Annotated in this window: 13 protein-coding genes, 2 tRNA genes and 3 rRNA genes; 15 read left to right on the top strand and 3 right to left on the bottom strand. The window is 37.5% G+C overall.

Going from position 1 to position 23,636, the window contains the following annotated elements; all coding sequences use genetic code 11:
* The first annotated feature begins 85 nt into the window (after positions 1–85).
* The 11 genes from LC814_RS10255 (at position 86) to rrf (ending at position 12,245) form a co-directional block, all read left to right on the top strand.
* On the top strand, positions 86–949 hold the full coding sequence (locus tag LC814_RS10255) for a MotA/TolQ/ExbB proton channel family protein (RefSeq protein ID WP_226063840.1): 864 nt from the start codon (positions 86–88) through the stop codon (positions 947–949).
* Positions 950–1,024: 75 nt separating this feature from the next.
* The gene (locus tag LC814_RS10260; RefSeq protein WP_226063841.1) at positions 1,025–1,627 is read left to right on the top strand and encodes an ExbD/TolR family protein; all 603 of its coding nucleotides are present in this window, start codon (positions 1,025–1,027) and stop codon (positions 1,625–1,627) included.
* Positions 1,628–1,634: 7 nt separating this feature from the next.
* Positions 1,635–2,204, top strand: coding sequence for an ExbD/TolR family protein (locus tag LC814_RS10265; protein WP_226063842.1), 570 nt, complete (start codon positions 1,635–1,637; stop codon positions 2,202–2,204).
* Positions 2,205–2,237: 33 nt separating this feature from the next.
* The gene (locus LC814_RS10270; RefSeq protein WP_226063843.1) at positions 2,238–3,071 is read left to right on the top strand and encodes an energy transducer TonB; all 834 of its coding nucleotides are present in this window, start codon (positions 2,238–2,240) and stop codon (positions 3,069–3,071) included.
* Between the two features lie 260 nt (positions 3,072–3,331).
* A complete protein-coding gene (locus LC814_RS10275) occupies positions 3,332–4,204 on the top strand; it encodes a PstS family phosphate ABC transporter substrate-binding protein (protein ID WP_226063844.1) in 873 nt (290 codons plus the stop codon).
* Between the two features lie 105 nt (positions 4,205–4,309).
* Positions 4,310–5,974 (top strand): tetratricopeptide repeat protein, encoded by a 1,665-nt coding sequence (locus tag LC814_RS10280; protein WP_226063845.1) that lies wholly within the window; start codon positions 4,310–4,312, stop codon positions 5,972–5,974.
* Between the two features lie 766 nt (positions 5,975–6,740).
* Positions 6,741–8,257, top strand: a 16S ribosomal RNA gene (locus LC814_RS10285).
* A 185-nt stretch (positions 8,258–8,442) separates the two neighbouring features.
* A tRNA-Ile gene (locus LC814_RS10290) sits at positions 8,443–8,516 on the top strand.
* Between the two features lie 89 nt (positions 8,517–8,605).
* Positions 8,606–8,679 (top strand) — tRNA-Ala (locus LC814_RS10295).
* A 509-nt stretch (positions 8,680–9,188) separates the two neighbouring features.
* Positions 9,189–11,954, top strand: a 23S ribosomal RNA gene (locus LC814_RS10300).
* A 183-nt stretch (positions 11,955–12,137) separates the two neighbouring features.
* A 5S ribosomal RNA gene (gene rrf / locus LC814_RS10305) occupies positions 12,138–12,245 on the top strand.
* The 16S, 23S and 5S rRNA genes sit together here with 2 tRNA genes alongside, the layout of an rRNA operon.
* Before the next feature lie 1,078 nt (positions 12,246–13,323).
* Here rrf and LC814_RS10310 read toward each other — a convergent pair.
* Positions 13,324–14,928 (bottom strand): BamA/TamA family outer membrane protein, encoded by a 1,605-nt coding sequence (locus tag LC814_RS10310; protein ID WP_226063846.1) that lies wholly within the window; start codon positions 14,926–14,928, stop codon positions 13,324–13,326.
* 129 nt (positions 14,929–15,057) lie between these two features.
* On the opposite strand from LC814_RS10310, the gene nadD reads away from it, so the two are divergent.
* The 3 genes from nadD to LC814_RS10325 all read left to right on the top strand — a co-directional run bounded on the left by nadD (position 15,058) and on the right by LC814_RS10325 (position 18,066).
* Positions 15,058–15,642 carry a nicotinate (nicotinamide) nucleotide adenylyltransferase gene (gene nadD / locus LC814_RS10315; RefSeq protein ID WP_226063847.1) on the top strand — a complete coding sequence of 195 codons (585 nt, stop codon included), beginning with the start codon at positions 15,058–15,060 and terminating at the stop codon, positions 15,640–15,642.
* A 69-nt stretch (positions 15,643–15,711) separates the two neighbouring features.
* On the top strand, positions 15,712–16,053 hold the full coding sequence (locus LC814_RS10320; protein WP_226063848.1) for a DUF3817 domain-containing protein: 342 nt from the start codon (positions 15,712–15,714) through the stop codon (positions 16,051–16,053).
* 174 nt (positions 16,054–16,227) lie between these two features.
* The gene (locus LC814_RS10325; RefSeq protein WP_226063849.1) at positions 16,228–18,066 is read left to right on the top strand and encodes an FAD/NAD(P)-binding protein; all 1,839 of its coding nucleotides are present in this window, start codon (positions 16,228–16,230) and stop codon (positions 18,064–18,066) included.
* A 65-nt stretch (positions 18,067–18,131) separates the two neighbouring features.
* On the opposite strand, the gene LC814_RS10330 is transcribed toward LC814_RS10325, so the two are convergent.
* Entirely contained in the window at positions 18,132–20,270 is a 2,139-nt protein-coding gene (locus LC814_RS10330) for a catalase (RefSeq protein WP_226063850.1), read from the bottom strand.
* Between the two features lie 31 nt (positions 20,271–20,301).
* Positions 20,302–20,871 (bottom strand): YciE/YciF ferroxidase family protein, encoded by a 570-nt coding sequence (locus LC814_RS10335; RefSeq protein ID WP_226063851.1) that lies wholly within the window; start codon positions 20,869–20,871, stop codon positions 20,302–20,304.
* Between the two features lie 501 nt (positions 20,872–21,372).
* Here LC814_RS10335 and LC814_RS10340 point away from each other — a divergent pair.
* Complete coding sequence (locus LC814_RS10340) at positions 21,373–23,589, top strand: outer membrane beta-barrel family protein (RefSeq protein WP_226063852.1); 2,217 nt, start codon at positions 21,373–21,375, stop codon at positions 23,587–23,589.
* Positions 23,590–23,636 lie beyond the last annotated feature (47 nt).

A 23,636-nucleotide genomic window follows, 5' to 3' on the forward strand; every position in this document is an offset into this window, starting at 1 on the left:
TCAATAACTTGCACGATTAAATATTTTAACTTTATTTTACAGCTCGAAAAAATTTAAAAAAATAACAATTATAATTTAGTTTAGTATGGAAATGAATGTTTCAAACAACGAGGAGCAAGTAGTTGCTAAAAATTTAGGAGGATTAAATCCGGCCTTAATACTGCCTATTCTTTTGGTAATAGGGTATTTAATATATTACTTTGTACTAGGTAATCCAGGAAACTTTAAAGCTGATCCAAGGCTTAACGGAGCTTCTGTAGCATTCTCTGGTTTGGAAACGAAGGAATTACATCCTGAAGGTTTTATGGGAATTATATACATGGGTGGTGTAATTGTACCAATCCTTATTTCATTTATGATTATCGTAATCGTATTCTCAATTGAAAGAGCATTGGTTCTTAAGAAAGCTGCAGGTGCAGGAAATGTAGACAGTTTTGTTTTAAACGTAAGAAGATTGCTAAATCAAAATAAAGTTGATGAAGCGATTGAAGAATGTGACAGACAAGAAGGTTCTGTTGGTAATGTTGTAAAAGAAGGTTTAACTACCTACAAAGCATTATCCCATGACACTAGTTTGAATAAAGAGCAGAAAATGGTTGCATTAAACAAATCAATCGAAGAAGCTACCACACTTGAAATGCCGATGTTGGAGAAAAACATGATGATTCTTTCTACATTAGGTACTGTAGCAACCTTAGTTGCACTATTAGGAACGGTAATCGGGATGATTAAAGCTTTCCAGGCGTTAGGTTCAGGAGGTGGAACACCAGATTCAGCTGCATTATCAATCGGTATTTCTGAGGCTTTGATTAACACAGCTTTAGGTATTGGTACTTCTGCAGTTGCGATTATTTTCTATAACTATTTTACTTCTAAGATTGACGGATTAACGTTCAAAATTGACGAGATCGCAATGTCAATCCAACAGTCTTTCGCTGAATTCCACTAAGAATTTCGCACTGATTGGAGATCCGGTATTTTAATGGATCTCAAAAAACAGAAGTTTAATATAAAATAATTTACAATGGCGAGAGTCAAACCAAAAAGACATAATATAAGGGTAGATATGACGGCGATGACCGATGTATCATTTCTACTCCTTACATTCTTTATCCTTACGGCTCAGTTTGCAAAACCTGATGTCGAGACGATTACCACGCCATCTTCTATATCTGAAAAGTTACTTCCAGATGCCAGTTTAATGACTATTTTGAGTACAACAGACGGAAGATTCTATTTTACCCCCGTGGAAAATCCGAAAGAGCGAATGGCTCTTTTAGAAAAAATGGGAGAAAAATATGGTATGAAATTTAATGACCAGGAGAAAGTTGCTTTTGCAAATGCACAATCGATAGGGGTTCCAATGAATCAATTGAAAGGTTTTTTGGATCTTAAAGACGAAGACCGTAAAGCTTTCAAAAGCAAAACGGGAATTCCGATGGACAGTGCAAATGCGCAGTTAATCGATTGGGTACAACAAAGTTTAGCCGTAAATCCTGATTATAAATTAGCGATTAAAGGTGACACGCAAACAAAGTATCCGAAAGTGAAAGCTTTATTTGAAGGATTAAGAGATATAGATTTCTTGAAGTTCTGGTTAATAACAAGTCAAGAAACGGCACAATAAGTAAGAAATGGCAGAAGTACAAGTAAAAGATAGCAGTGGGAAAGGCGGAAAGGTGCGCTCCAAAAAGCAGGTACCTCACGTAGATTTAACTCCCATGGTAGATTTGGCGTTCCTTTTGATCACTTTCTTTATGTTGGTGACCACTTTCAACAAACCGAATGTGATGGACTTAGGACTTCCGGCAAAACCGAAAGACAACCAAAAGGCACCTGATACAGAAATTGATTTAACGAACTCCCTTTCCCTGATTATTGGGAAAGACAATAGAATTTTCTATCATCAGTTAGACCAGGCAGGTTTGAACGATCAAACCTTGCAGGAAACGAGTTTTGATAGAAATGGGATTACAAAAGTAATTGAGCAGGCAAAAGCCCGAGCTAAAGATCCAACTAAGTTTACGGTGATCATTAAGCCTACGGACGATGCAGTATATAAAAACTTCGTAGATATTCTAGATGAAATGGCAATAACCAAGAACGAAATATATGGGGTAACCGATATTAAATCGTGGGAACAGGCTGTTTATGATAAAAAAGTAGAAGGTTCAGCGCCAGCGCCGGCAACTCCTACAAAATAGAATACTACTGTTAAATAAATAAAAGAGAGAATAATGGCAGATGAAACCACTTACAACTCGTTAGACGAGATTGTATTTGAAAATAGAAATAAAGCATATGGTGCCTATAATTTGCGTACAAATTATAGATCAATGCTCACCAAGGCCTTCATCTTTGGAACAATTTTATTCTGTGTTGTAGCGATTACTCCATTTGTGATAATGAAAATTAAACAAATGACTGAAGTTAAAACACAAGAGGTAAATGCAAATTTGATTGATATTCTTCCCGAAGAAGAATTAATCATTGAAGCGCCGAAAGAAGAAGAACCGCCGCCACCACCGCCGCCGCCGAAAGAAGAACCAAAAATTGAAGTTATTCAAAACGTGGTTCCAGAACCGACAAAAGCGCCTAAGGTAGAAACTCCGCCGCCACCGATTAGTGAGCAGCTTAAGACAACTACTGGTGTGGTAGCACAGGAAGGTATAAAAGCTCCGGCTTATGCACCGCCACCGCCACCGCCATCAACTGGTAAAGTGCAAACGGTAGAGGTGAAACCACAAATTTCAGAAACTCAGGTTTACACGGAAGTTGAGCAGTTAGCTGAATTCCCTGGAGGTATTAATAAATTTAGAGCTAATGTATCCAACAATTTTGATACTTCTGTAATGAGTGGTGATGAAGGTACAGTTAAAACTGAAGTCATATTTGTTGTTGAAAGAGACGGAACAATTACTGATGTTAAAGCAAATGGTCCTAATAAGGATTTCAATGCTGAAGCAGTAAGAACTGTGAAGTCGATTAAGAACAAATGGTCGCCAGCAAAAATTAACGGGAAATCGGTACGTTACCGTTACAGATTACCGCTAACGATGCAGTTTGAGTAAAAATTTTAATCAAATTATAGAAAAGAGAAGTGAATGCTTCTCTTTTTTTATTTTTTTTGTAGTTTTGTGACCTATGATTTTTAACTGGTTATCATTAGTTACTGGATTCTTCTACATCGTGTTAGGAATATTCGTAATTATATATAAATTTTTCGTAATTTTTTTAGATCCGAATATCGCCTATTCTTTGGGCGGTTTGCTTATTGCATACGGTATTTTTAGAATTGCCCGCTCAATCTACAGAATTCGTCAGCAACGAAATGAAGAGTAAAACACTAATTTTAATAGTAAGCTTTTTCACTTTTTTGATATCGTGTAAAAAGTCAGATCATGTCGTGGATACTCCACAGCAGGGAACGGTTACGCTGGAAGTGGATGAATCTTTTCGAAGTGTTTCCGAAGCACTCACGAGCAGATACATGGCTTTATATCCGAACACAAAAATCAAACTGGTTTTTAAGAAAGAAGATTTGGCTTTTCTTGATTTGCTAGAACGAAAAGTTCGTGTAATTGTAATGTCGCGTGAACTCAATGAAAGAGAAAAGAAAGCCTTTAAAGATAAAATAGATCTTGATTTGCAACCTGCAAGATTTGCTGCTGATGCTGTCATTTTTATCGTGTCGAAAGATTCGCCGCGGGAGACTATATCTGTGAATGAATTGCACGAACTTTTAAAAAGTGATCAGAAAAAAATTATTTTTGATGGGACTAATTCTAGTAATCTAAACTTTGTAGCTCAGAAACTTAAAACAACTCCCGATCAATTAAAATATTCGATCATTAGTGGGAACAAAAATATCGCCGAACAATTGGTAAACCTTCCTGATAAAATTGGGGCTTTAAGTTTAAATACACTTAGTCGACCTTATGATCCCGAATCAGAAGCGTTAAGAAATTCTGTAAAGATTTTAAAAGTTGTCGAAGGCAACAAAGCCTATGAACCGACTTTAGATAATTTAGCGAATAGATCTTACCCGTTCAGCAGAATATTGTATTTTCTTACCAATGAGCCGTACTTCGGACTTGGAAATGGATTTATTCGATTTTCCTGTACGCAGCTTGGGCAGATTGTAGTTTCCAAAGAAGGTTTGCAACCGTATTACCTTTTCAGAAGAGAGGTTCAAATGCGTTAAAAAATCTTAAAAAATCCTTACTGACCGTCATTATAAATTTTTGGTATAAAAATTGGGAGTGAAGTCAGTACATAGTTATTTATAAAAACAATTAAACAATTTAAAATGAAAGATATAATGAATTTAACGAAGAAAATTGCTTTCGGAGTTTCAGTAGGTTTTTTCACTAATTTTGCTTTTGGCCAGACATTGCAAGAAGGAATCAATAGTGCAGACAGTCATAAATATGCGCAGGCAAGACAGGTGTTTACTGATATGGTTGCAAAATCGGCGACTGCTGAAAATTATTTTTACTTAGGGAACTCTTATTTAACTCAGTTTGAACCAAATTTTGATAAAGCGCAGGAAAATTTTAATAAAGGAATTGCAGCTGATAAAAAAAGTTATCTCAACAAAATCGGTCTAGCTTCGGTTAAATTAGGTAAAGGTGACAAGTCTGCAATTGGCGAAATTCAGAGTATCGTGAAAGATTCTCGGGAAAAAGATGCTGAAGTGCTATACCGCGCTGCCGAAGCGATTACAATGTTTGGTGGAGCAGCTAATGCTGATTTAGCGATCGATTATTTAAATAAAGCAGTTGAAAGATCTGCGAAAAACGGTACTCCCGCACATTACTATTATACTTTGGGTGATGCCTACCGTTTGAAATTGACAAATAGTCCACAAGTTGCGGGTTCAGCAATGACCGCATACGAAAAAGCGTTGCCTACTGCGAGAAATAAAGCTTCTGTATTTACCAGAATTGGTACATTATGGATGCAAGCTCAACAATGGCAATCTGCAAAAGAGAATATCGATAAAGCAATTGCTGCCGATGCAACTTATGCACCAGCTTATAAAGCAAAAGCTGCTTATGATATCCGATATCAGAAAAATGCCTTGGCAACTCAAGACTTGATCAATTATGCAAAATATGCCGATGAAGATCCCGATACTCAATTAGAGATTTCTAAATTATTCTTCACGAATGAGGATTACGGAAACTCAAAAATATATCTTGATAAAGTCTTCGACAAGGTTGAAGATCCTATTAAATATAAATTGAGAGCATATCTTCTTTATGCTGATGGCGATTATGCTGCAGCAAAAACAAGTATGGACATGTTCTTGTCGAAAGCTGAAAAGTCTCGTGTTTTAACAGCTGACCAAGGATTGCAAGGACTGATCGCGGCAGGTTTGGCTGAAAAAGAAACCGATGCGGTCAAAAAAGCAGCTTTAAAATTAGAATCTCAGCAGAAAATAGCAATTGCGAAAGCTGCCAAGGATGAAACCATGAAGTGGGATGAAGAGTTGATCAAAATTAAAGGTGGTGGTGCAGTGAACCAGGCCTCTGTTGATGCAGGTACAACTAATCCACAAATTGAAGCTCTTAAAAAACAAGTTGCTGCAAAACCACAGGATACGGATGCTTTATTCAAATTAGCAAACGCATACCAGGAAGCTAAAAACTGGAATGGAGCTATTCATTCTTGGCAAAAAATGAGTGGATTGCTACCAGATTGGGCACCCGCTTATTATAGCCAAGGATATTCTTACCAGCAAGCTGGACAAAATGAACTTGCTAAAGTAGCTTATGAGAAATATATCACCAAAGTTAAACCGGCAGATATGGAAGCAAATAAAGAAACGCTTTCTTATGCATACTTTGCTGTTGCCTATTTGGTAAAAGATACTGATGAAGCTAAAGCGAAGGATTATGTAAGCAAATCAGTACAGTTAAATCCTAATTATACAGATGCTGTAAAGTTAAATAATGAGTTGAATAAATAAATTCCTCTTATATATTAATAAATCCTCTTCATATTGAAGGGGATTTTTTTGTGCCTGATATCGTCGACTTACTTATAATTACTGAAGGTGTTTTCTCAAATAGGTTTATACGGTGGTCATAATCTCCGTCCTATTCTTTCTTTAGGAAGAGTTCCGGCTTATTTTAATATTACTTAAAGGTTAAAAAGACTTGATTAACGGTTGGATTAAGGTTTTAAAGTTAGAAAGGTGTTGTAAAGCGATAATGTTAATAACTTAATTTGGATAATAAATAGGTGTGTGATAGTAAGTTAGTGGGTATAATTATACACATGTTTAAAATAATTATAAAAAGAGTTGCGAGATGTAGAGTGTGTTAGTATATTTGCACCACTCTAAAACAGAGTAGCGAAGTAGAGAGACAGGTAATTGAGGATTTTGATTTAGGACGAAAGTTTTACAATTTATATCAAAAAAAGCTTGTGAATTAAAAAAAGGTTCTTATCTTTGCAATCCCAAATCGAGAGAGACGGGGAGCGAAGTAGGAGCAGATTGAATTGTTAGGGATTAGATTTTGGGAGTTGGAAAAAAACTTTTAAAATTTCTCCAAAAACATTTGGTCAATTAAAATAAACTTTATACTTTTGCACTCGCAATTCGGAAACAATGACAGATTAGTTTTCGGAAATAAAGCGAGAAGAGAAAGAGATCATTGACATACAAATAACAACCAAAAAAGTAAGGAAAAATTAGAGCGTCAATAGCTTTGAGTGAGTCAGACAAACATACAATGGAGAGTTTGATCCTGGCTCAGGATGAACGCTAGCGGGAGGCCTAACACATGCAAGCCGAGCGGTATAGTTTCTTCGGAAACTAGAGAGCGGCGTACGGGTGCGTAACACGTGTGCAACCTACCTTTATCAGGAGAATAGCCTTTCGAAAGGAAGATTAATACTCCATAATATATTGAATGGCATCATTTAATATTGAAAACTCCGGTGGATAGAGATGGGCACGCGCAAGATTAGATAGTTGGTGAGGTAACGGCTCACCAAGTCAATGATCTTTAGGGGTCCTGAGAGGGAGATCCCCCACACTGGTACTGAGACACGGACCAGACTCCTACGGGAGGCAGCAGTGAGGAATATTGGACAATGGGTGAGAGCCTGATCCAGCCATCCCGCGTGAAGGATGACGGTCCTATGGATTGTAAACTTCTTTTGTATAGGAATAAACCTTTCTACGTGTAGAAAGCTGAAGGTACTATACGAATAAGCACCGGCTAACTCCGTGCCAGCAGCCGCGGTAATACGGAGGGTGCAAGCGTTATCCGGATTTATTGGGTTTAAAGGGTCCGTAGGCGGACCGATAAGTCAGTGGTGAAATCTCATAGCTTAACTATGAAACTGCCGTTGATACTGTCGGTCTTGAGTAAATTAGAGGTAGCTGGAATAAGTAGTGTAGCGGTGAAATGCATAGATATTACTTAGAACACCAATTGCGAAGGCAGGTTACCATGATTTAACTGACGCTGAGGGACGAAAGCGTGGGGAGCGAACAGGATTAGATACCCTGGTAGTCCACGCCGTAAACGATGCTAACTCGTTTTTGGGGCGCAAGCTTCAGAGACCAAGCGAAAGTGATAAGTTAGCCACCTGGGGAGTACGATCGCAAGATTGAAACTCAAAGGAATTGACGGGGGCCCGCACAAGCGGTGGATTATGTGGTTTAATTCGATGATACGCGAGGAACCTTACCAAGACTTAAATGGGAATTGACAGGTTTAGAAATAGACTCTCCTTCGGGCAATTTTCAAGGTGCTGCATGGTTGTCGTCAGCTCGTGCCGTGAGGTGTTAGGTTAAGTCCTGCAACGAGCGCAACCCCTGTCACTAGTTGCTAACATTCAGTTGAGGACTCTAGTGAGACTGCCTACGCAAGTAGAGAGGAAGGTGGGGATGACGTCAAATCATCACGGCCCTTACGTCTTGGGCCACACACGTAATACAATGGCCGGTACAGAGGGCAGCTACACAGCGATGTGATGCAAATCTCGAAAGCCGGTCTCAGTTCGGATTGGAGTCTGCAACTCGACTCTATGAAGCTGGAATCGCTAGTAATCGCGCATCAGCCATGGCGCGGTGAATACGTTCCCGGGCCTTGTACACACCGCCCGTCAAGCCATGGAAGTTTGGGGTACCTGAAGTCGGTGACCGTAAAAGGAGCTGCCTAGGGTAAAACAAGTAACTAGGGCTAAGTCGTAACAAGGTAGCCGTACCGGAAGGTGCGGCTGGAACATCTCATTTTTGAGACTCTTCGTTAGGAGAGTATAAACAAACAAAACGGTACGCAAGTACCAGAGCACTTGCTCAAAGTTAGCTTTAGTTTTTCTTTATTTGGTTGATATTTATAAAACATACACCCACTAGGATTAGTAATCAGGGAAGAGAGATAATTAACAATTATTAATTAATAGTTATTAATTAAATAGAGTCTCGTAGCTCAGCTGGTTAGAGCGCTACACTGATAATGTAGAGGTCGGCAGTTCGAGCCTGCCCGAGACTACTAATAACAAGACGGGAAGATAAAAGAGCCAAGAGTCAAGACGTTAAAATCTTGTTTCTAGCATCTTGAATCTCAGAGTCTATACTAGCGGGGAATTAGCTCAGTTGGCTAGAGCGCCTGCCTTGCACGCAGGAGGTCAAGGGTTCGACTCCCTTATTCTCCACAAATTGTAGCAATACAATGAGATAAAAACTGGATTTACGCTGATAGGAGCGTGAGCGTCCCGACTAAAATCGGGAAGGTCAAGGGTTCGACTCCCTTATTCTCCACATTATTGTATCAATTACGATGTACCAAGTACAATGTATTTTAGGATACAGTGAGAACAAGTTACAGCAATGTGACGAAAAGCTTCTGAAAAGAAGCAAGAATAGAAGATATTTACGATACAGATTAGAATGATGCCGAAAGGAGGCAGGACGGACTAAGAGATTAGGAAGTTTAGATAGGATCGAACCTATATTATTCACAGTTTTGAACGACTGATTTAAAAGTTACGGATGGAGCCAAAAACACATCTGTTCATCAGAAGGGCAAGAAGAGATAAGATCATTGACATTAACGATAAGAACATCACAAAGAGAAAACCGAGCACTTTCGAGTGCCGAGTTTAAATAAAACTAGTTTAACACTTAGGTGTTAGACAAAAAACTGAACTAATATATTATTAGGAAAGAAATCGTTAAGGGCGTATGGCGGATGCCTAGGCTTTCAGAGGCGAAGAAAGACGTGGTAAGCTGCGAAAAGCTGCGGGGATCGGCACACACGAATTGATCCGCAGATGTCTGAATGGGGCAACCCGGCTGGTTGAAGACCAGTCACTCTAATTTATTAGAGAGCAAACCCGGAGAACTGAAACATCTAAGTACCCGGAGGAAAAGAAATCGAAGAGATTCCGTAAGTAGTGGCGAGCGAAAGCGGATTAGCCCAAAAGTCTTTATATGTTTAGAAGAATGTTCTGGAAAGAACAGCCAAAGACGGTGATAGCCCGGTATTTGAAAGGCATACATAGATGATAAATGAGTAGGGCGGGACACGTGAAATCCTGTCTGAATATGGGGGGACCATCCTCCAAGGCTAAATACTCCTGAAAGACCGATAGTGAACAAGTACTGTGAAGGAAAGGTGAAAAGCACTTCGAATAGAAGGGTGAAAGAGAACCTGAAACCGTACGCCTACAAGCGGTCGGAGCCCACAAGTTGGGTGACGGCGTGCCTTTTGCATAATGAGCCTACGAGTTAATTTTACTAGCGAGCTTAAGTACTTCAGGTACGGAGGCGGAGCGAAAGCGAGTCTGAATAGGGCGCTTAGTTAGTAGGATTAGACGCGAAACCTTGTGATCTACCCATGGGCAGGTTGAAGCTTTGGTAACACAAAGTGGAGGACCGAACCGGTTGACGTTGAAAAGTCTTCGGATGACTTGTGGGTAGGGGTGAAAGGCCAATCAAACTGGGAGATAGCTCGTACTCCCCGAAATGCATTTAGGTGCAGCGTTGCAATATAGTTTATTAGAGGTAGAGCTACTGATTGGATGCGGGGGTTTCATCACCTACCAATTCCTGACAAACTCCGAATGCTAATAAATGTTCTGCAGCAGTGAGGGCATGGGTGCTAAGGTCCATGTCCGAGAGGGAAAGAACCCGGACCAACAGCTAAGGTCCCCAAATCTATACTAAGTTGAAATAACGCGGTTGAACTGCATTGACAGCTAGGATGTTGGCTTGGAAGCAGCCATTCATTTAAAGAGTGCGTAACAGCTCACTAGTCGAGCGGTTCGGCATGGATAATAATCGGGCATAAGTATAGTACCGAAGCTATGGATTTATAATTTTTGAATTATATCTGGTAGGGGAGCATTCTGTTTGCACAGAAGCTAGATCGTGAGATTTGGTGGAGCGGACAGAAAAGAAAATGTAGGCATAAGTAACGATAAAGGGGGCGAGAAACCCCCTCACCGAAAGACTAAGGTTTCCTCAGCCATGCTAATCAGCTGAGGGTTAGTCGGGACCTAACGCGAACCCGAAAGGGGAAGTGGATGGACATAGGGTTAATATTCCCTAACTTGCTCACACTAAAAAGGGGACGGAGTGCCGTACTTACTGGAGACTGACGGAATAGTCAAGACCTAGCCTTCGGGCGAAGTTGTTGTAGGGAAAGTGCTTCCAAGAAAAGCCGAAGTGAAGCAACCCGTACCAAAACCGACACAGGTAGTCGAGGAGAGAATCCTAAGGTGCTAGAGTGAATCATGGTTAAGGAACTAGGCAAAATAGTCTCGTAACTTCGGAAGAAGGGACGCCAGCAGCAATGCTGGCCTCAGAAAAGAGGCCCAGGCGACTGTTTATCAAAAACACAGGACTCTGCTAAATCGAAAGATAATGTATAGGGTCTGACACCTGCCCGGTGCTGGAAGGTTAAGGAAGGTTGTTAGCCGCAAGGCGAAGCAATTAACTGAAGCCCCAGTAAACGGCGGCCGTAACTATAACGGTCCTAAGGTAGCGAAATTCCTTGTCGGGTAAGTTCCGACCTGCACGAATGGTGTAACGATCTGGGCACTGTCTCAACCATGAGCTCTGTGAAATTGTAGTCTCGGTGAAGATGCCGAGTACCCGCAATGGGACGAAAAGACCCTGTGAACCTTTACTATAACTTCGTATTGACTTTGAATAAACAATGTGTAGGATAGGTGGGAGACTTTGAAGCTGGCACGCTAGTGTCGGTGGAGTCAACGTTGAAATACCACCCTTTGTTTATTTGGAGCCTAACTTCCTAACGGAAGAACAGTGCGTGGTGGGTAGTTTGACTGGGGTGGTCGCCTCCAAAAGAGTAACGGAGGCTTTCAAAGGTACCCTCAGCACGCTTGGTAACCGTGCGTAGAGTGTAATGGCATAAGGGTGCTTGACTGTGAGACCTACAAGTCGATCAGGTGCGAAAGCAGGACATAGTGATCCGGTGGTTCCGTATGGAAGGGCCATCGCTCATAGGATAAAAGGTACTCCGGGGATAACAGGCTAGTCTCCCCCAAGAGCTCATATCGACGGGGAGGTTCGGCACCTCGATGTCGGCTCGTCACATCCTGGGGCTGGAGAAGGTCCCAAGGGTTGGGCTGTTCGCCCATTAAAGTGGCACGCGAGCTGGGTTCAGAACGTCGTGAGACAGTTCGGTCTCTATCTATTGCGGGCGTTAGATGTTTGAGAGGGCTTGAATCTAGTACGAGAGGACCGATTTGAACAAACCTCTGGTGTATCAGTTGTTCCGCCAGGAGCACCGCTGAGTAGCTACGTTTGGAAAGGATAAGCACTGAAAGCATATAAGTGCGAAACCTGCCTCAAGATGAGACATCTTTTAAGGGTCGTTGGAGATGACAACGTTGATAGGCTATAGGTGTAAAGGCAGTAATGTCATAGCCGAGTAGTACTAATTACCCGTAGATTTATTGCCTAATTAAGGTACTCGATAGTGCAACTACGGTTGTCTCTTTGTGAACGTTTTTATCGATTTTTTATACAGAATCAAGAAACAAGATTCAAGAACCAAGATATTTAAAGTCTTGACTCTTGGCTCTATCATCTTGAGTCTTATAAATAATAATATACTGTACATCCTTTTGTACAAAACAGCCTTTAGGGTGGTTTTAGCAGAGGGGCTCACCTGTTCCCATTCCGAACACAGAAGTTAAGCCCTCTAGCGCCGATGGTACTGCTAACGCGGGAGAGTAGGTCGCCGCCAGTCTTTTTTAAAAGCCTCATACATTTATTTGTATGAGGCTTTTTTGTGACCAATAATTTGAGAGAAATGCCAAGATTCAAGATCCAAGAATCAAGATTAAAGATTCAAGAGTCTAGAATCGAGAGTCAAAACTTAAGACCCAAGTATAAAGATGAGAGATAATAGTTGATTCGCGAATTAGAATACTCGATATTGCGATAGAAAACAAGTACAAATATTTTTCTTGGTAAAAATGATTGCCAGAAATTATAGGCCCGGATGGTAGCGACATCCTTTTTTGCTTATCAGTGGTTTTATTTTAAACTGTAATATTGTAAGCAAAAAAGATACAGCGGACAGCTGGAGAGGTTTTGTAAGAAGCGAAAGCTAATTGCTCATTACTGGTTTAATTTTTAAACTAAAATATTCTATGCAAAAAAGATACAGCAGTCGAATAGCACTAGATGACTTAATTACTTAGTTTCGTGTACAACATATGGACAAGCTTTTATCTTGAAGATACCATAAGTTAATATGCCATTTTATATTCACGATAGTATCTTTTCTGGATTCATCTGTTATTGGATTATCTATCTTACGCTCATTGCAAATCTTAAACTGATCATTCGATACATCTAAGATGATGTTTCTTTCATTTGGAATGTTTGAAAATCTTTTCCATTCTGTGTCAGTAAGGTCTCCATTAAATTTTAGGTTATTGGTGGAATTCTTGCAACCGCTAATAAGAAACAATACAATGGAATATATTAATATAGAATTGGGTTTCATGACTGTATTTTTCTCCGTCAAAGTTACTCCTCTATAATAGTAATGTTTTATGAGGAATGACCCTAAAAATACCCGTATAATCTCCCATTTTTAAGTGCAATTGACTAGATGTTATCCATTAGTAATGAACGTTAATTCTGGATCTTAAATCAGTATCTGACGTTCTTTTACCTCAGAGAAAAAGTTCTTATTGCTGAATGTTTAACATTTCTAAAGTAGTTTAGTGCCCGAAACGCTTTGATATTGGTACATATCTGTACAGTTGTTAAAGTAGAACATAAAATTATATTACTCTAAAATGAACCTGCTATAATTAAAACCTGCTCAGAATTCCCCAGTGAATTTTAGTGTCACCTAATTTTATAGGATTACCGAATTCATTACCGTTCGAGATCTGGAAACTCATTAATCCGATAGGTAGGAAAAAATTAAATCCTAGTCCGAAACTGTAGATTTTCGGTTTTACTGATAGATTGCTGTTCCGAAATTGACCGTACTGAGCGAATACATCAAAAAATGCCTGATTCCCCACCAAATATCGGTATTCCCCCGTACCGAAATAATACATATCAGCGAAAAGAGACTTTTCATTAAAACCACGAAATGAGTTCCAACCTCCAAATCGTAATAATTCGTTTACTGCAAAAGTATTTTTAGAAGTGAGAAGTGCTGTTTCAGCGGCAATATTTAAATAGTGGTTTCCTGATAACTGAAAGTTTCGCTCGCCCGAGAAAAAAAAGTGTGTTTGTGAAGACAGTACATCATCTTCAGCGTAATTTGCGGTAAAATAATCTGCTTCAAAACGAAGACGCGTTTTATACAAAAACAATTCAATGTTCGTAGGTTCTGTGAAATTATACCACATACCAATTCCTTTTTTATTGTAATCTCTGCCTTGAACGTACGTAGAATCAATAATTGTAGACGTTTCAAAAGTGCCGCGAACACCGATTTTCTGATTGTTTCTTAGATGTAGATAAAAAGCTGGATTCAGTTTTACATTTGCGTAAGTTGAATCCTGACGAAATATATTAACCTTAAAATCTGCTCCAATGTTTGATTTAAACAAATACGGAATATCGGTTTGTAAGTCAAAAGTTTGTCCTTTATCTGGATTTCTTTGCCAAAAAATATTGATGGTTTCAAAACCATTAAACATATTTCTAAAGTTTAAATTCAAACTTCCATTAAAAGTAAATTTTTCTGATTTATCATTTCCAAAACCAATCACCCCGTCGAACGTATTTGATTTTTTTTTCTGCAAAAAAAGATAAATTTGCGTAGAGTCTTTAGTAAATAAAGTTTGTGGTGGTTTTTCAAGAATAAAAAATGGATGATTTTGAAGGGAATTATTTAAGTTTGAAATTGTATTTTCTTCATAAGTTTTCCCCCGATATTCTTTTTCTAAATTTTTGATAAATCTGGAAGGAACATTTTCATAACCTTTTAACAAAATTCCATCAATTTTTCGCTGTGCATTTTTTAGTATCGAAAGTTCTACAATCGGATGGTCAACTTTCATCCCTTTGAAATTAGATTGTACACGATTAAATACAAAGCCCTGTTTCCTGTAATAATTACTTATTTCTTTTTTTAAGGAGTCTAAATTTTTTGTGAAAAAGCGTCTTTCAAATTTGAAGTCTTTTGCAATTTCATCTGAAAGCGTTACAAAAGCTTCATTATAATTCTTCCCTTTATCGAAATAAATTTTAGTAATATCATCTTCTTTATTAACCTTTTTAATGGTGGTGAAGTAGAAATTATTTTGAGTCAAAGAATCCAGAAATTTAGCAGCTTCCGCAGAATCTTTCACCATAATTTTCTTCTCATTTTGAACGTCGATTAGCCAATACTCTTTTGCTTGCGCATGAAGAATAATACAAGAAAAAAAGAATATAAAATGCAAGATGATTTTCAAGAAGGATATTTGTCTGTTGAACTGAATTTACGATGCTTTAGTATACAGTTGATGATAATTTTTTATCTTTATAAAATTAACTTTTTTAATTGGAATCACACTCGTTTGGCACTTGATCATTTTTAATCTATGAAGAAAATCGGTTTATTTTTTGGCAGCTTTAATCCAATTCATATTGGTCATTTAATTTTGGCCAATTACATTCTTGAAAATACAGATATGGATGAATTGTGGTTTATTGTCAGTCCACAAAATCCCTTTAAAGATAAAAAGTCTCTTTTGCAGGATCATAATCGTTTAGATATGGTGCAGTTAGCGGTGAAGAATTATCCGAAAATGCGTGCTTCCAATGTCGAATTTTCTTTACCAGTTCCTAGTTATACAATAGATACGCTCACTTATTTGAAGGAAAAGCATCCCGATTATAATTTTGCGCTAATAATGGGTGAAGACAATTTAAAAGGTTTACCAAAATGGAAAAATGCAGAAGTTTTAATTAAAAATTATCAAATTATTGTGTATCCTCGGCTTTCAGAAGATTCAGCTGACGAACAACCTAAATTTTTAAATGGTAATATTTCACTCATTCAAGCACCGATTATTGAACTTTCCGCGACAGAAATTAGAAAGATGCTCAAAGATGGTAAAAATGTTAGACCCATGCTTCCACCAGAAGTATTCGAATATTTAGATGGAAGTAATTTTTACAGATAAACGTTTATTACGAGGTTGATGTTTTAATTTCTTAAGTTTGCATCTTCAAGCTAATAACTGCTATTTCCTATGAATTTTATTGAGAATTTTTTCGCCAAATACAGCCGTGAACAGCTGATAAAATGGTTTAAACAAATTTGCGTTGCCGAGGCAATTTCCTGTTTTCTCTTGTATTGTATCGCAATGGTTTGGAGACGGTATAATCCAGATGGCCTTTTGCCGACTATTTTTATAATAATTGTCGGTAATATTCATGGTTTATTTTTCACCTTGTATTTAATTTTGTTAATCGAAGCCCGAAAAATTTACAATTGGGATGATGAAGATACCGTGTTTGCAATTCTTGCTGCTTTTTTTCCTTTCGCTACAATATGGGTTGAAAAGAAATTAGCGCGTTTCGATAGAGAATAATACAAGGCACTTTTATAAATTTTCAAAAGCTTCTCAAATATGGGAAGCTTTTTTTATAATTAATATTGGTGGTCGATATTTAAAGATATTCAAATTTCAATTATCTTTATCTCTGAAATGAATTCGTGCTTTATTTCAAGACGATGTTCTGCACTTTAATATACCTATAAACTGATGACTAAAGATACAATTGCGAAAACTGATTTATCAAATATTGCCATAATCGGCAGCGGGCCGACTGCCCTTTTTTTACTCAAATATTTCTCAGAAAATATTGATGTTTTAAAATCTCAAATAAAATCAATAACCATTTTCGAAAAAGAAGAAATTTTTGGAATGGGAATGCCTTATCACCCTGTAACAACCGACATTTATAATTTAGCTAATATTTCCTCTGAAGAAATCCCATTGCTTCAAGAATCATTTGGAGATTGGTTACGCAGGCAAGACGCAGAATTATTGAAAAAACTTAATATTACCAATTTACCCATTGATGATTCTGAGGTCTACAGCCGGGTTTCGTTAGGCCATTATTTCGAAGAACAATTTAAGCTGATTATTAGATTTTTGGAATCTGCTGGAATTGCGGTTATTCAAAAAGTGAATTGTGAAGTTTCTGATTTGTCAAAAGCTGAAGAAGAAGACCTAAACCTTAGCGATTGCAATGGTGAAAATTATAGTTTTTCAACTGTAGTGATTGCAAACGGTCATGAATGGAAAGATGAAGACAAGCCTGAAGCCGGATATTACGCGTCTCCTTGGCCGATTCATAAATTAATTCCGAGTAAAAAAGATGGTTATAATTTCCCAATAGGAACTTTGGGAGCGTCTTTAAGTGCATTTGATGTTGTAACTTCTTTATCGCACCGACATGGGGAATTTAGGAGAATAAATAACAAATTAACCTTTAAGAAGCACGACGCAAATCCTGATTTCAAGATTGTTTTACATTCGGCCGAAGGCTGGTTGCCACATTTACAATATGAGCAGAAAGAACCTATCAGAGAAATATATCGGCATTTCAATCGAAAACAATTGTTGGAATTAATTGATGATGAAGGTTTTTTGCGGATAGAAACTTATTTTGACCAGTTATGTAGACCGGCTTTAATTGAAGCTTTTCGTAAAGACCGATTAACGCATGTGGTAGATCAATTGAGTGAACCAAATTTCAGTTTTAAAGATTTGGTAACATTAATGGCGGAGAAGCATGAATATATTGATTCCTTTGAAGGGATGAAAAAGGAAATGATTACCGCAAGAAATTCGATTGAGCATAAAATTCCCATTTACTGGATGGAAACTTTAGATGATTTAATGTACAGTTTAAATTATCACGCAGAACTGTTGCCCGCGGAAGATCACTTATTTTTTCACACAGAAATTATGTCTTTTCTGATGAATGTAATTGCGGCGTTACCATTGCAGTCGGCAGAAATTCTTCTCGCATTATATGATGCTGACTGTATTGAATTAAAATCGGGATTTGTTAACTTCCCCGAAGATGCCTTCAGTGGAAATTGCACCAAAATATCTCTTGACCCTCTAAACGGTAATTCGGAGGAAATTGAGTATAAATTATTCGTAAACTGCGGTGGTGAGAAAAAAATGGAACTTCAGGATTATCCTTTTCAGTCTTTGGTGAAACAAGGTGTAGTACGTGCAGCGACGGCAAAGTGTGCGGATCCAGAAATGTGTTCTGAGAAGGCAAAAAATTCAGATAAAATTGAACTTGTACAAGTAGATTCAGATATGGAAATGAATTTATCAGGAATTCAAATTGATTCCAGCTACCGAACCATCAATACGGGAAACACAACTAATAATTTTCTCTATGATATCAATTTTACGCATACCAATGGATTACGACCGTATTCATATGGTCTTCAGGCGTGCAGTGCGACAAGTCTCATCTTAGTTGAATCGTGGCTCGCAGAAATTTTGGAAGATAAAAATGTGAGTGAAGAAATTGAAACCATCACAAAACTTTACAAAGATGTCGATGGATTGTAAAATCTTCTCGCTCTCTAGTTGAAATAAGAAGGCTCCATTTACGGAGCCTTCTATCGTTTAATAATTTATGCCGGAACAACTGGATTTACCTCGCGGTCCCAGAATCGGTGTTTTTCGATATCTTTTACAAAATCGTCTAATTTTCCTTTTGTTGAAACACCATTTGCAGGCAGTTTAATTTCAGGAATGGCTTTTTTCAGAAAATCTTTGGCATCTTTATCTCCACCAATTGGTTTACAATGTTTGAAGGCTTCTGCCACGAAATGCAGTGCATCGGGATTTGAAGAAAGTGTTTTAATTCCGTCTCCACCGGCAACATAAACCGCATCAAAAACCACAGAAGCTGCAGTAAGTAAACTTTCATCAATGGGATATTGATCTCCAGATTTCGTTGTGACAAATCCGTGTTTTGGCGCAATTACAGCAACCATTGCCCCCATATCGCACAATTTTTTTTTGATTTCTGTGAAAGCTTCATCATTAACTCCATCTGCCATTAAAATCGCAACTTTTCTTGCTTTAATATCGGAAGGTAATTTATTCTCCATACTTAAAGACGGTGCGTTCTTAATTGGTAATTTATTTGTAAAGGAGTGATAATGTTCCAAATCACCGTCTGCTGGGATACTTCCTGTGATGGGTTGCGGTAACTTTTCTGGAATTAATCCTAAATTATCTCCTACAATCTTCGCGAGATCTTTATCTATTTCTAAGAGCATATTAACCATTCGCTGGCGAATTGGAACAATTTTAACTTTACCCAATTCAAAAGAAAATGCATTCTGAATGTGCCTTTTCTCATCGTTTGACATGCTTTTGTAAAATAATTCCGGCTGGCTGAAATGATCGAAAAAACTCTCGCTTCTCTGTCTTATTTTTTTAGCATCAATTCTTTCCTCAAATGAACTAAAACCACCTTCCGCAATTTTCGCCTGGAAAGGACAGCCACCACCCATTGAGTTTGGATTGTAAGCAACTCTTCCTGTATTGATCTGCATTCGATGCATGCCGTCCCGTTGATTATTGGTCACTTCGGGAATCGATTTATTAATTGGAATCTCATGGAAATTAGGTCCACCTAATCTTGAAATTTGCGTATCGGTGTACGAAAATAATCTGCCCTGCAGAAGTGGATCATTGGTAAAGTCAATACCAGGAACCAAATGTCCTGGATGGAAAGCAACTTGTTCCGTTTCTGCAAAAAAATTGTCAGGATTTCTATTTAGAGTCATCTTTCCTATAATTTCAACAGGAACCATTTCTTCCGGTATTAATTTGGTTGGATCTAAAAGATCAAACGGATATTTATGTTCATCTTCTTGCGGTACGATCTGTACGCCAAGTTCCCATTCCGGATGATGACCTTCATCGATCGCTTCCCATAAATCACGACGGTGAAAGTCGGTGTCTTTTCCCGCAATTCTTTGTGCTTCATCCCAAGCTAAACCTAAAACACCTTGTTTCGGTTTCCAGTGGAATTTTACAAAATGAGACTTTCCTTCTTCATTAATAAAGCGGAAAGTATGAATTCCGAAACCTTCCATCATCCGTAAACTGCGGGGAATCGCACGGTCACTCATAAGCCACATTACATTGTGCATTGCTTCTGGCATGAGCGAAATAAAATCCCAAAAAGTATCGTGTGCAGATGCAGCTTGAGGAATTTCATTGTGTGGTTCAGGTTTTACGGCATGAACAAGATCCGGAAATTTAGTCGCGTCCTGAATAAAAAAAACGGGCATATTATTTCCTACAAGATCATAATTTCCTTCCTGAGTATAAAATTTAACGGCAAAACCGCGAACATCTCTGGGGACATCTGTCGATCCTCGAAAACCAGCGACGGTAGAAAATCGCACAAAAACCGGAGTTTTTATAGCGGTATTATTTAAAAACTTCGCTTTGGTATATTTCTCCATCGATTTATACAATTCGAAAACGCCGTGCGCACCCGAACCTCTAGCATGAACAATCCTTTCTGGAATTCTTTCATGATCGAAATGGGTAATTTTTTCCCGGAGTATAAAATCCTCCAGAAGTGTTGCGCCTCTTTCACCAGCTTTTAAGGAGTTTTGGTCGTCATTTATTTTTAAGCCCTGATCCGTTGTTAAAAATTCGCCTTGATTATCTGTGGTGAATTTCCCTAATTGCTCTTGTTTTGGATTTGCACCGTTTTCAAACGGTTCACTTTCATTTATTTTCATAATCTGTTTTTAGTGTGGTCTTTTAAAATTATTAAACAGCATTTAAATCTTTTGAACGCAACCTACCGTCAACTGCCTGAGAGTTTAGGTTGGTATCGGCAATGTAACTCAGTAAAGTATCGGATTTTTTTTCTTCTCCCAAAGTCCGTAATAGTAAATCCAACGCAGTTCTTTCGTTGAGCGTTTTTGCAAATGCAGCCAATGTTCCATAGGTGGCGATTTCATAATGTTCAACTTTTTGAGCGCTTGCAATTATTCCGGCATCCCGAACTGGACCTTCCTGGGTTTCTTCTATAATGCCTTCTCCTTCTTTTATAATTCCATCCATGGCCATACATTTTTTGCCTTCAGCTTTTTCGCCAATCGATTCAAATACCTGTTCCAATCTTTTAACGTGTTCTTTAGTTTGGGCTAAATGATCCTTAATCGCAGTCTTTAATTTTTGATCAGTAGAGTGATCGAACATTTTCGGTAATGTTTGTACCAGTGCATTTTCTGCCCAGTAAATGTCTTTCAAACCATCGACAAAAAAATCCCGTAGTGAAGTTGCGATGTCTTTTTTCTCGCCTTTTTTGGGCGATTGTGCTTTTTTAGTTTCCATCTTTTAATGTTTTTTAATTAATGTTAAGGTACTCTTTCCTCAAGAGGATTGTAAAGTTCGCAATAATAATTTAAAAGAAGACACTTATCATCGCTTAATGCAGCTTTATATTGTTAAATATTCGTTAAAATTTTATGGAAATTAAACTGTATAAAAGATATTGAAGAAATTCAGACATTTTGGCGATTTCTGCTTAGTTCGTATAAAATCAACTTTTAAAAATCGCGCTTTTTTCCAAGAAAATATTAAATTAATTTTAATTTAATAGGTCAATTTATCAGCATTAAAAATTATTCCCATTGATTAATAGATAGTTATAAACTTAAATAACAATATTATACTACTTTGTATTGCATAATACTAAAATATTTATATATCTTTGTAATGTAAGATTCATAAAAAAACCAATGACCCAAGAAAGAAGGAAGTAAACTATTCACCAAATCATTAGAAAAACTAAAACCAAAGCTTCCTTCTTTTCTTTTTAAAAAAAACTAAGCCATGAAAAAACTAATTATTACGCTTTCGGTACTTACAGGTTTTGTTGCTTTTGCGCAAAATCAATCGGATTCAGAATCTCTAAAAACGGAAAACATCAAGGAAGTGAAGATGACAAAAAAAGTCTTCAGAAAAGAAAGCGACCGTTTCGTTTATGATGTTGCAGCTTCTCCGGTTGCGAAGGGAAATACAGCTTTCGAACTTTTGAAAGAGACTCCACTTGTTTCTTCCACAGATGATAAAACGCTGAAAATAGCAGGAAAGTCAAACGCTGTAATTTATATTAATGGCAGAGTTACCCAAATGGATGCAGAAGGAGTGGAACAATTTCTAAAAAATATGCCTGCAGAAAATATTCAGAAAATTGAGGTAATAACTTTGCCGGGAAGTGAATTCAAAGTAGAATCTACAGACGGAATTATCAATATCGTTCTGAAAAAGAAAACAACCGACGGTTTAAACGGAAATGCAAGATTTTATAATGAGCAAAAATATTTTAATGGAACAGGCGCCGGCGTAAGTTTAAACTATCGAAAAGATAAACTCGGAATTAGCGGGAATGTAAACACGAGCGAAAACATTGAGCATAAATATTATATTTTAAATAGTGGCAACAAAAACGCATCTACAAGATCAGTGGGTCCAATGTCTGATCCAAATAAAAATTTGGGTGGTTATGTAAATATTGATTATCAGTTAAACGATAAAAGTAGTTTGGCGTTAACCTACAATTCCCGGCTGAACAGAAGTTTTAATTCTACCATTGAATTGTATAATATCTCAACGGATAATCTTACAAATATTTCCAAATATTCTGTGACAAATAGTAAAGAAGATGCGCACTCGGCTAATAATTCACTCAATATAAATTACGAATTGAAAACAGATTCGCTTGGAAGTAAACTGAATGTAAATGTAGCCGGATTGCTTTACAGAAGATATCAAACCTCCACGAATTTCACGTACGATTCGGATATTAATCAAAACAAAAATTCTCCGCTTTTAAGAATTGATCAGGATCAACCGCAAATCATTAATAATTTTTCTGCGACCGCAGATTACATTAGAAAATTTGAGAAAGACCTTACGATTGCAGTCGGCGGAAATTATAATAAAACAAGTACTGATAATGACACCAAGTACAGCGCTTACGATTACCGCACGAAAATTACAGACCCGCAAGCCAATCATTTTATTTATGATGAAAATATTTTGGGTGCCTATTTAACGCTAGAAAAATCATTTTCTCCAAAATTTTCTGGTAAAGTTGGTGCCCGATATGAACTTACGCAAAGCGAAGGTAATTCCGATAATCCAACGGACGAAAGATTAAAAAGCATCAAAAGAAATTATAATCAAATTTTACCTTACCTGAGTTTGAATTATACTTTAAATGAAAAAAATAATATTTCATATGCGTTTTCCAGTCGTGTAAAAAGACCAAGTTTTTGGGAGCTTAATCCAACCAAGACTTTTTTGACCGAATTTAATTATACGCAGAATAATCCTTTTGTAAAATCATCTTCGGTATACAGTCAGGAGTTAACGTACATGTACAAAAACTCTTATTTTCTAATCCTCAGTCATGCATTAGTAAAAGATAATATTACAGAAGTTCCTTTGCAAGGCGTGATTGATGGCGTTAATCAGGTAAGATATATTCGAACCAATTTTGGGACGAATCAGGAATTCGGCGCCATGCTTGGAATGCAGAAAAGTTTTTTCAAAGGTTATTTATCTACTAATTTTAATGTCGGATTGCAACATAATATCAACAATGGGAGTCTAAGCGAAGATCCTATTTCCGGAGATATTTTCCCACTATACGAGAATAAAAAAAGCTCAACAAGCTTTACCATTCAAACGAGCAATAACATTCAGTTGGATAAGAAAAAAACCTGGTTTCTGGGCGTAAATTATTTTTATGTTGACAAACAAATGATTGAATTAGGAGAGCTTGATCAATTGATGAGTTTAGATTTCACGGTGAAAAAAATATGGAACAACTGGACATTCTCGGTAGATTTAGACGATGTTTTAAATACACAGCTTATCTCTATTACTGATTATCAGGCTAATGGGAACTATAATAATATTTCGCAGGATCGCTATTCACGAGGTGTAAAATTTACCATGGTTTACAATTTCGGAAATCAAAAAGTGAAAAAAATACGAGATATTGACAGTGCCGATAAAGACATTAAAAGCAGAACAAGATAACATTCAACCATCTCATTATATTTTCTCAAAAAAAACCTTTAGAACTT

This window comes from Kaistella polysaccharea, from assembly GCF_020410745.1.
Taxonomy (GTDB): Bacteria; Bacteroidota; Bacteroidia; order Flavobacteriales; family Weeksellaceae; genus Kaistella; species Kaistella polysaccharea.

Coding starts and splice junctions, on each gene's coding strand:
- LC814_RS10270 (WP_226063843.1), top strand. CDS start 2,238: ATGGCAGATGAAACCACTTACAACTCGTTAGACGAGATTGTATTTGAA.
- nadD (WP_226063847.1), top strand. CDS start 15,058: ATGAAGAAAATCGGTTTATTTTTTGGCAGCTTTAATCCAATTCATATT.
- LC814_RS10275 (WP_226063844.1), top strand. CDS start 3,332: ATGAAGAGTAAAACACTAATTTTAATAGTAAGCTTTTTCACTTTTTTG.
- LC814_RS10335 (WP_226063851.1), bottom strand. CDS start 20,871: ATGGAAACTAAAAAAGCACAATCGCCCAAAAAAGGCGAGAAAAAAGAC.
- LC814_RS10325 (WP_226063849.1), top strand. CDS start 16,228: ATGACTAAAGATACAATTGCGAAAACTGATTTATCAAATATTGCCATA.
- LC814_RS10330 (WP_226063850.1), bottom strand. CDS start 20,270: ATGAAAATAAATGAAAGTGAACCGTTTGAAAACGGTGCAAATCCAAAA.
- LC814_RS10265 (WP_226063842.1), top strand. CDS start 1,635: ATGGCAGAAGTACAAGTAAAAGATAGCAGTGGGAAAGGCGGAAAGGTG.
- LC814_RS10260 (WP_226063841.1), top strand. CDS start 1,025: ATGGCGAGAGTCAAACCAAAAAGACATAATATAAGGGTAGATATGACG.
- LC814_RS10280 (WP_226063845.1), top strand. CDS start 4,310: ATGAAAGATATAATGAATTTAACGAAGAAAATTGCTTTCGGAGTTTCA.
- LC814_RS10340 (WP_226063852.1), top strand. CDS start 21,373: ATGAAAAAACTAATTATTACGCTTTCGGTACTTACAGGTTTTGTTGCT.
- LC814_RS10320 (WP_226063848.1), top strand. CDS start 15,712: ATGAATTTTATTGAGAATTTTTTCGCCAAATACAGCCGTGAACAGCTG.
- LC814_RS10255 (WP_226063840.1), top strand. CDS start 86: ATGGAAATGAATGTTTCAAACAACGAGGAGCAAGTAGTTGCTAAAAAT.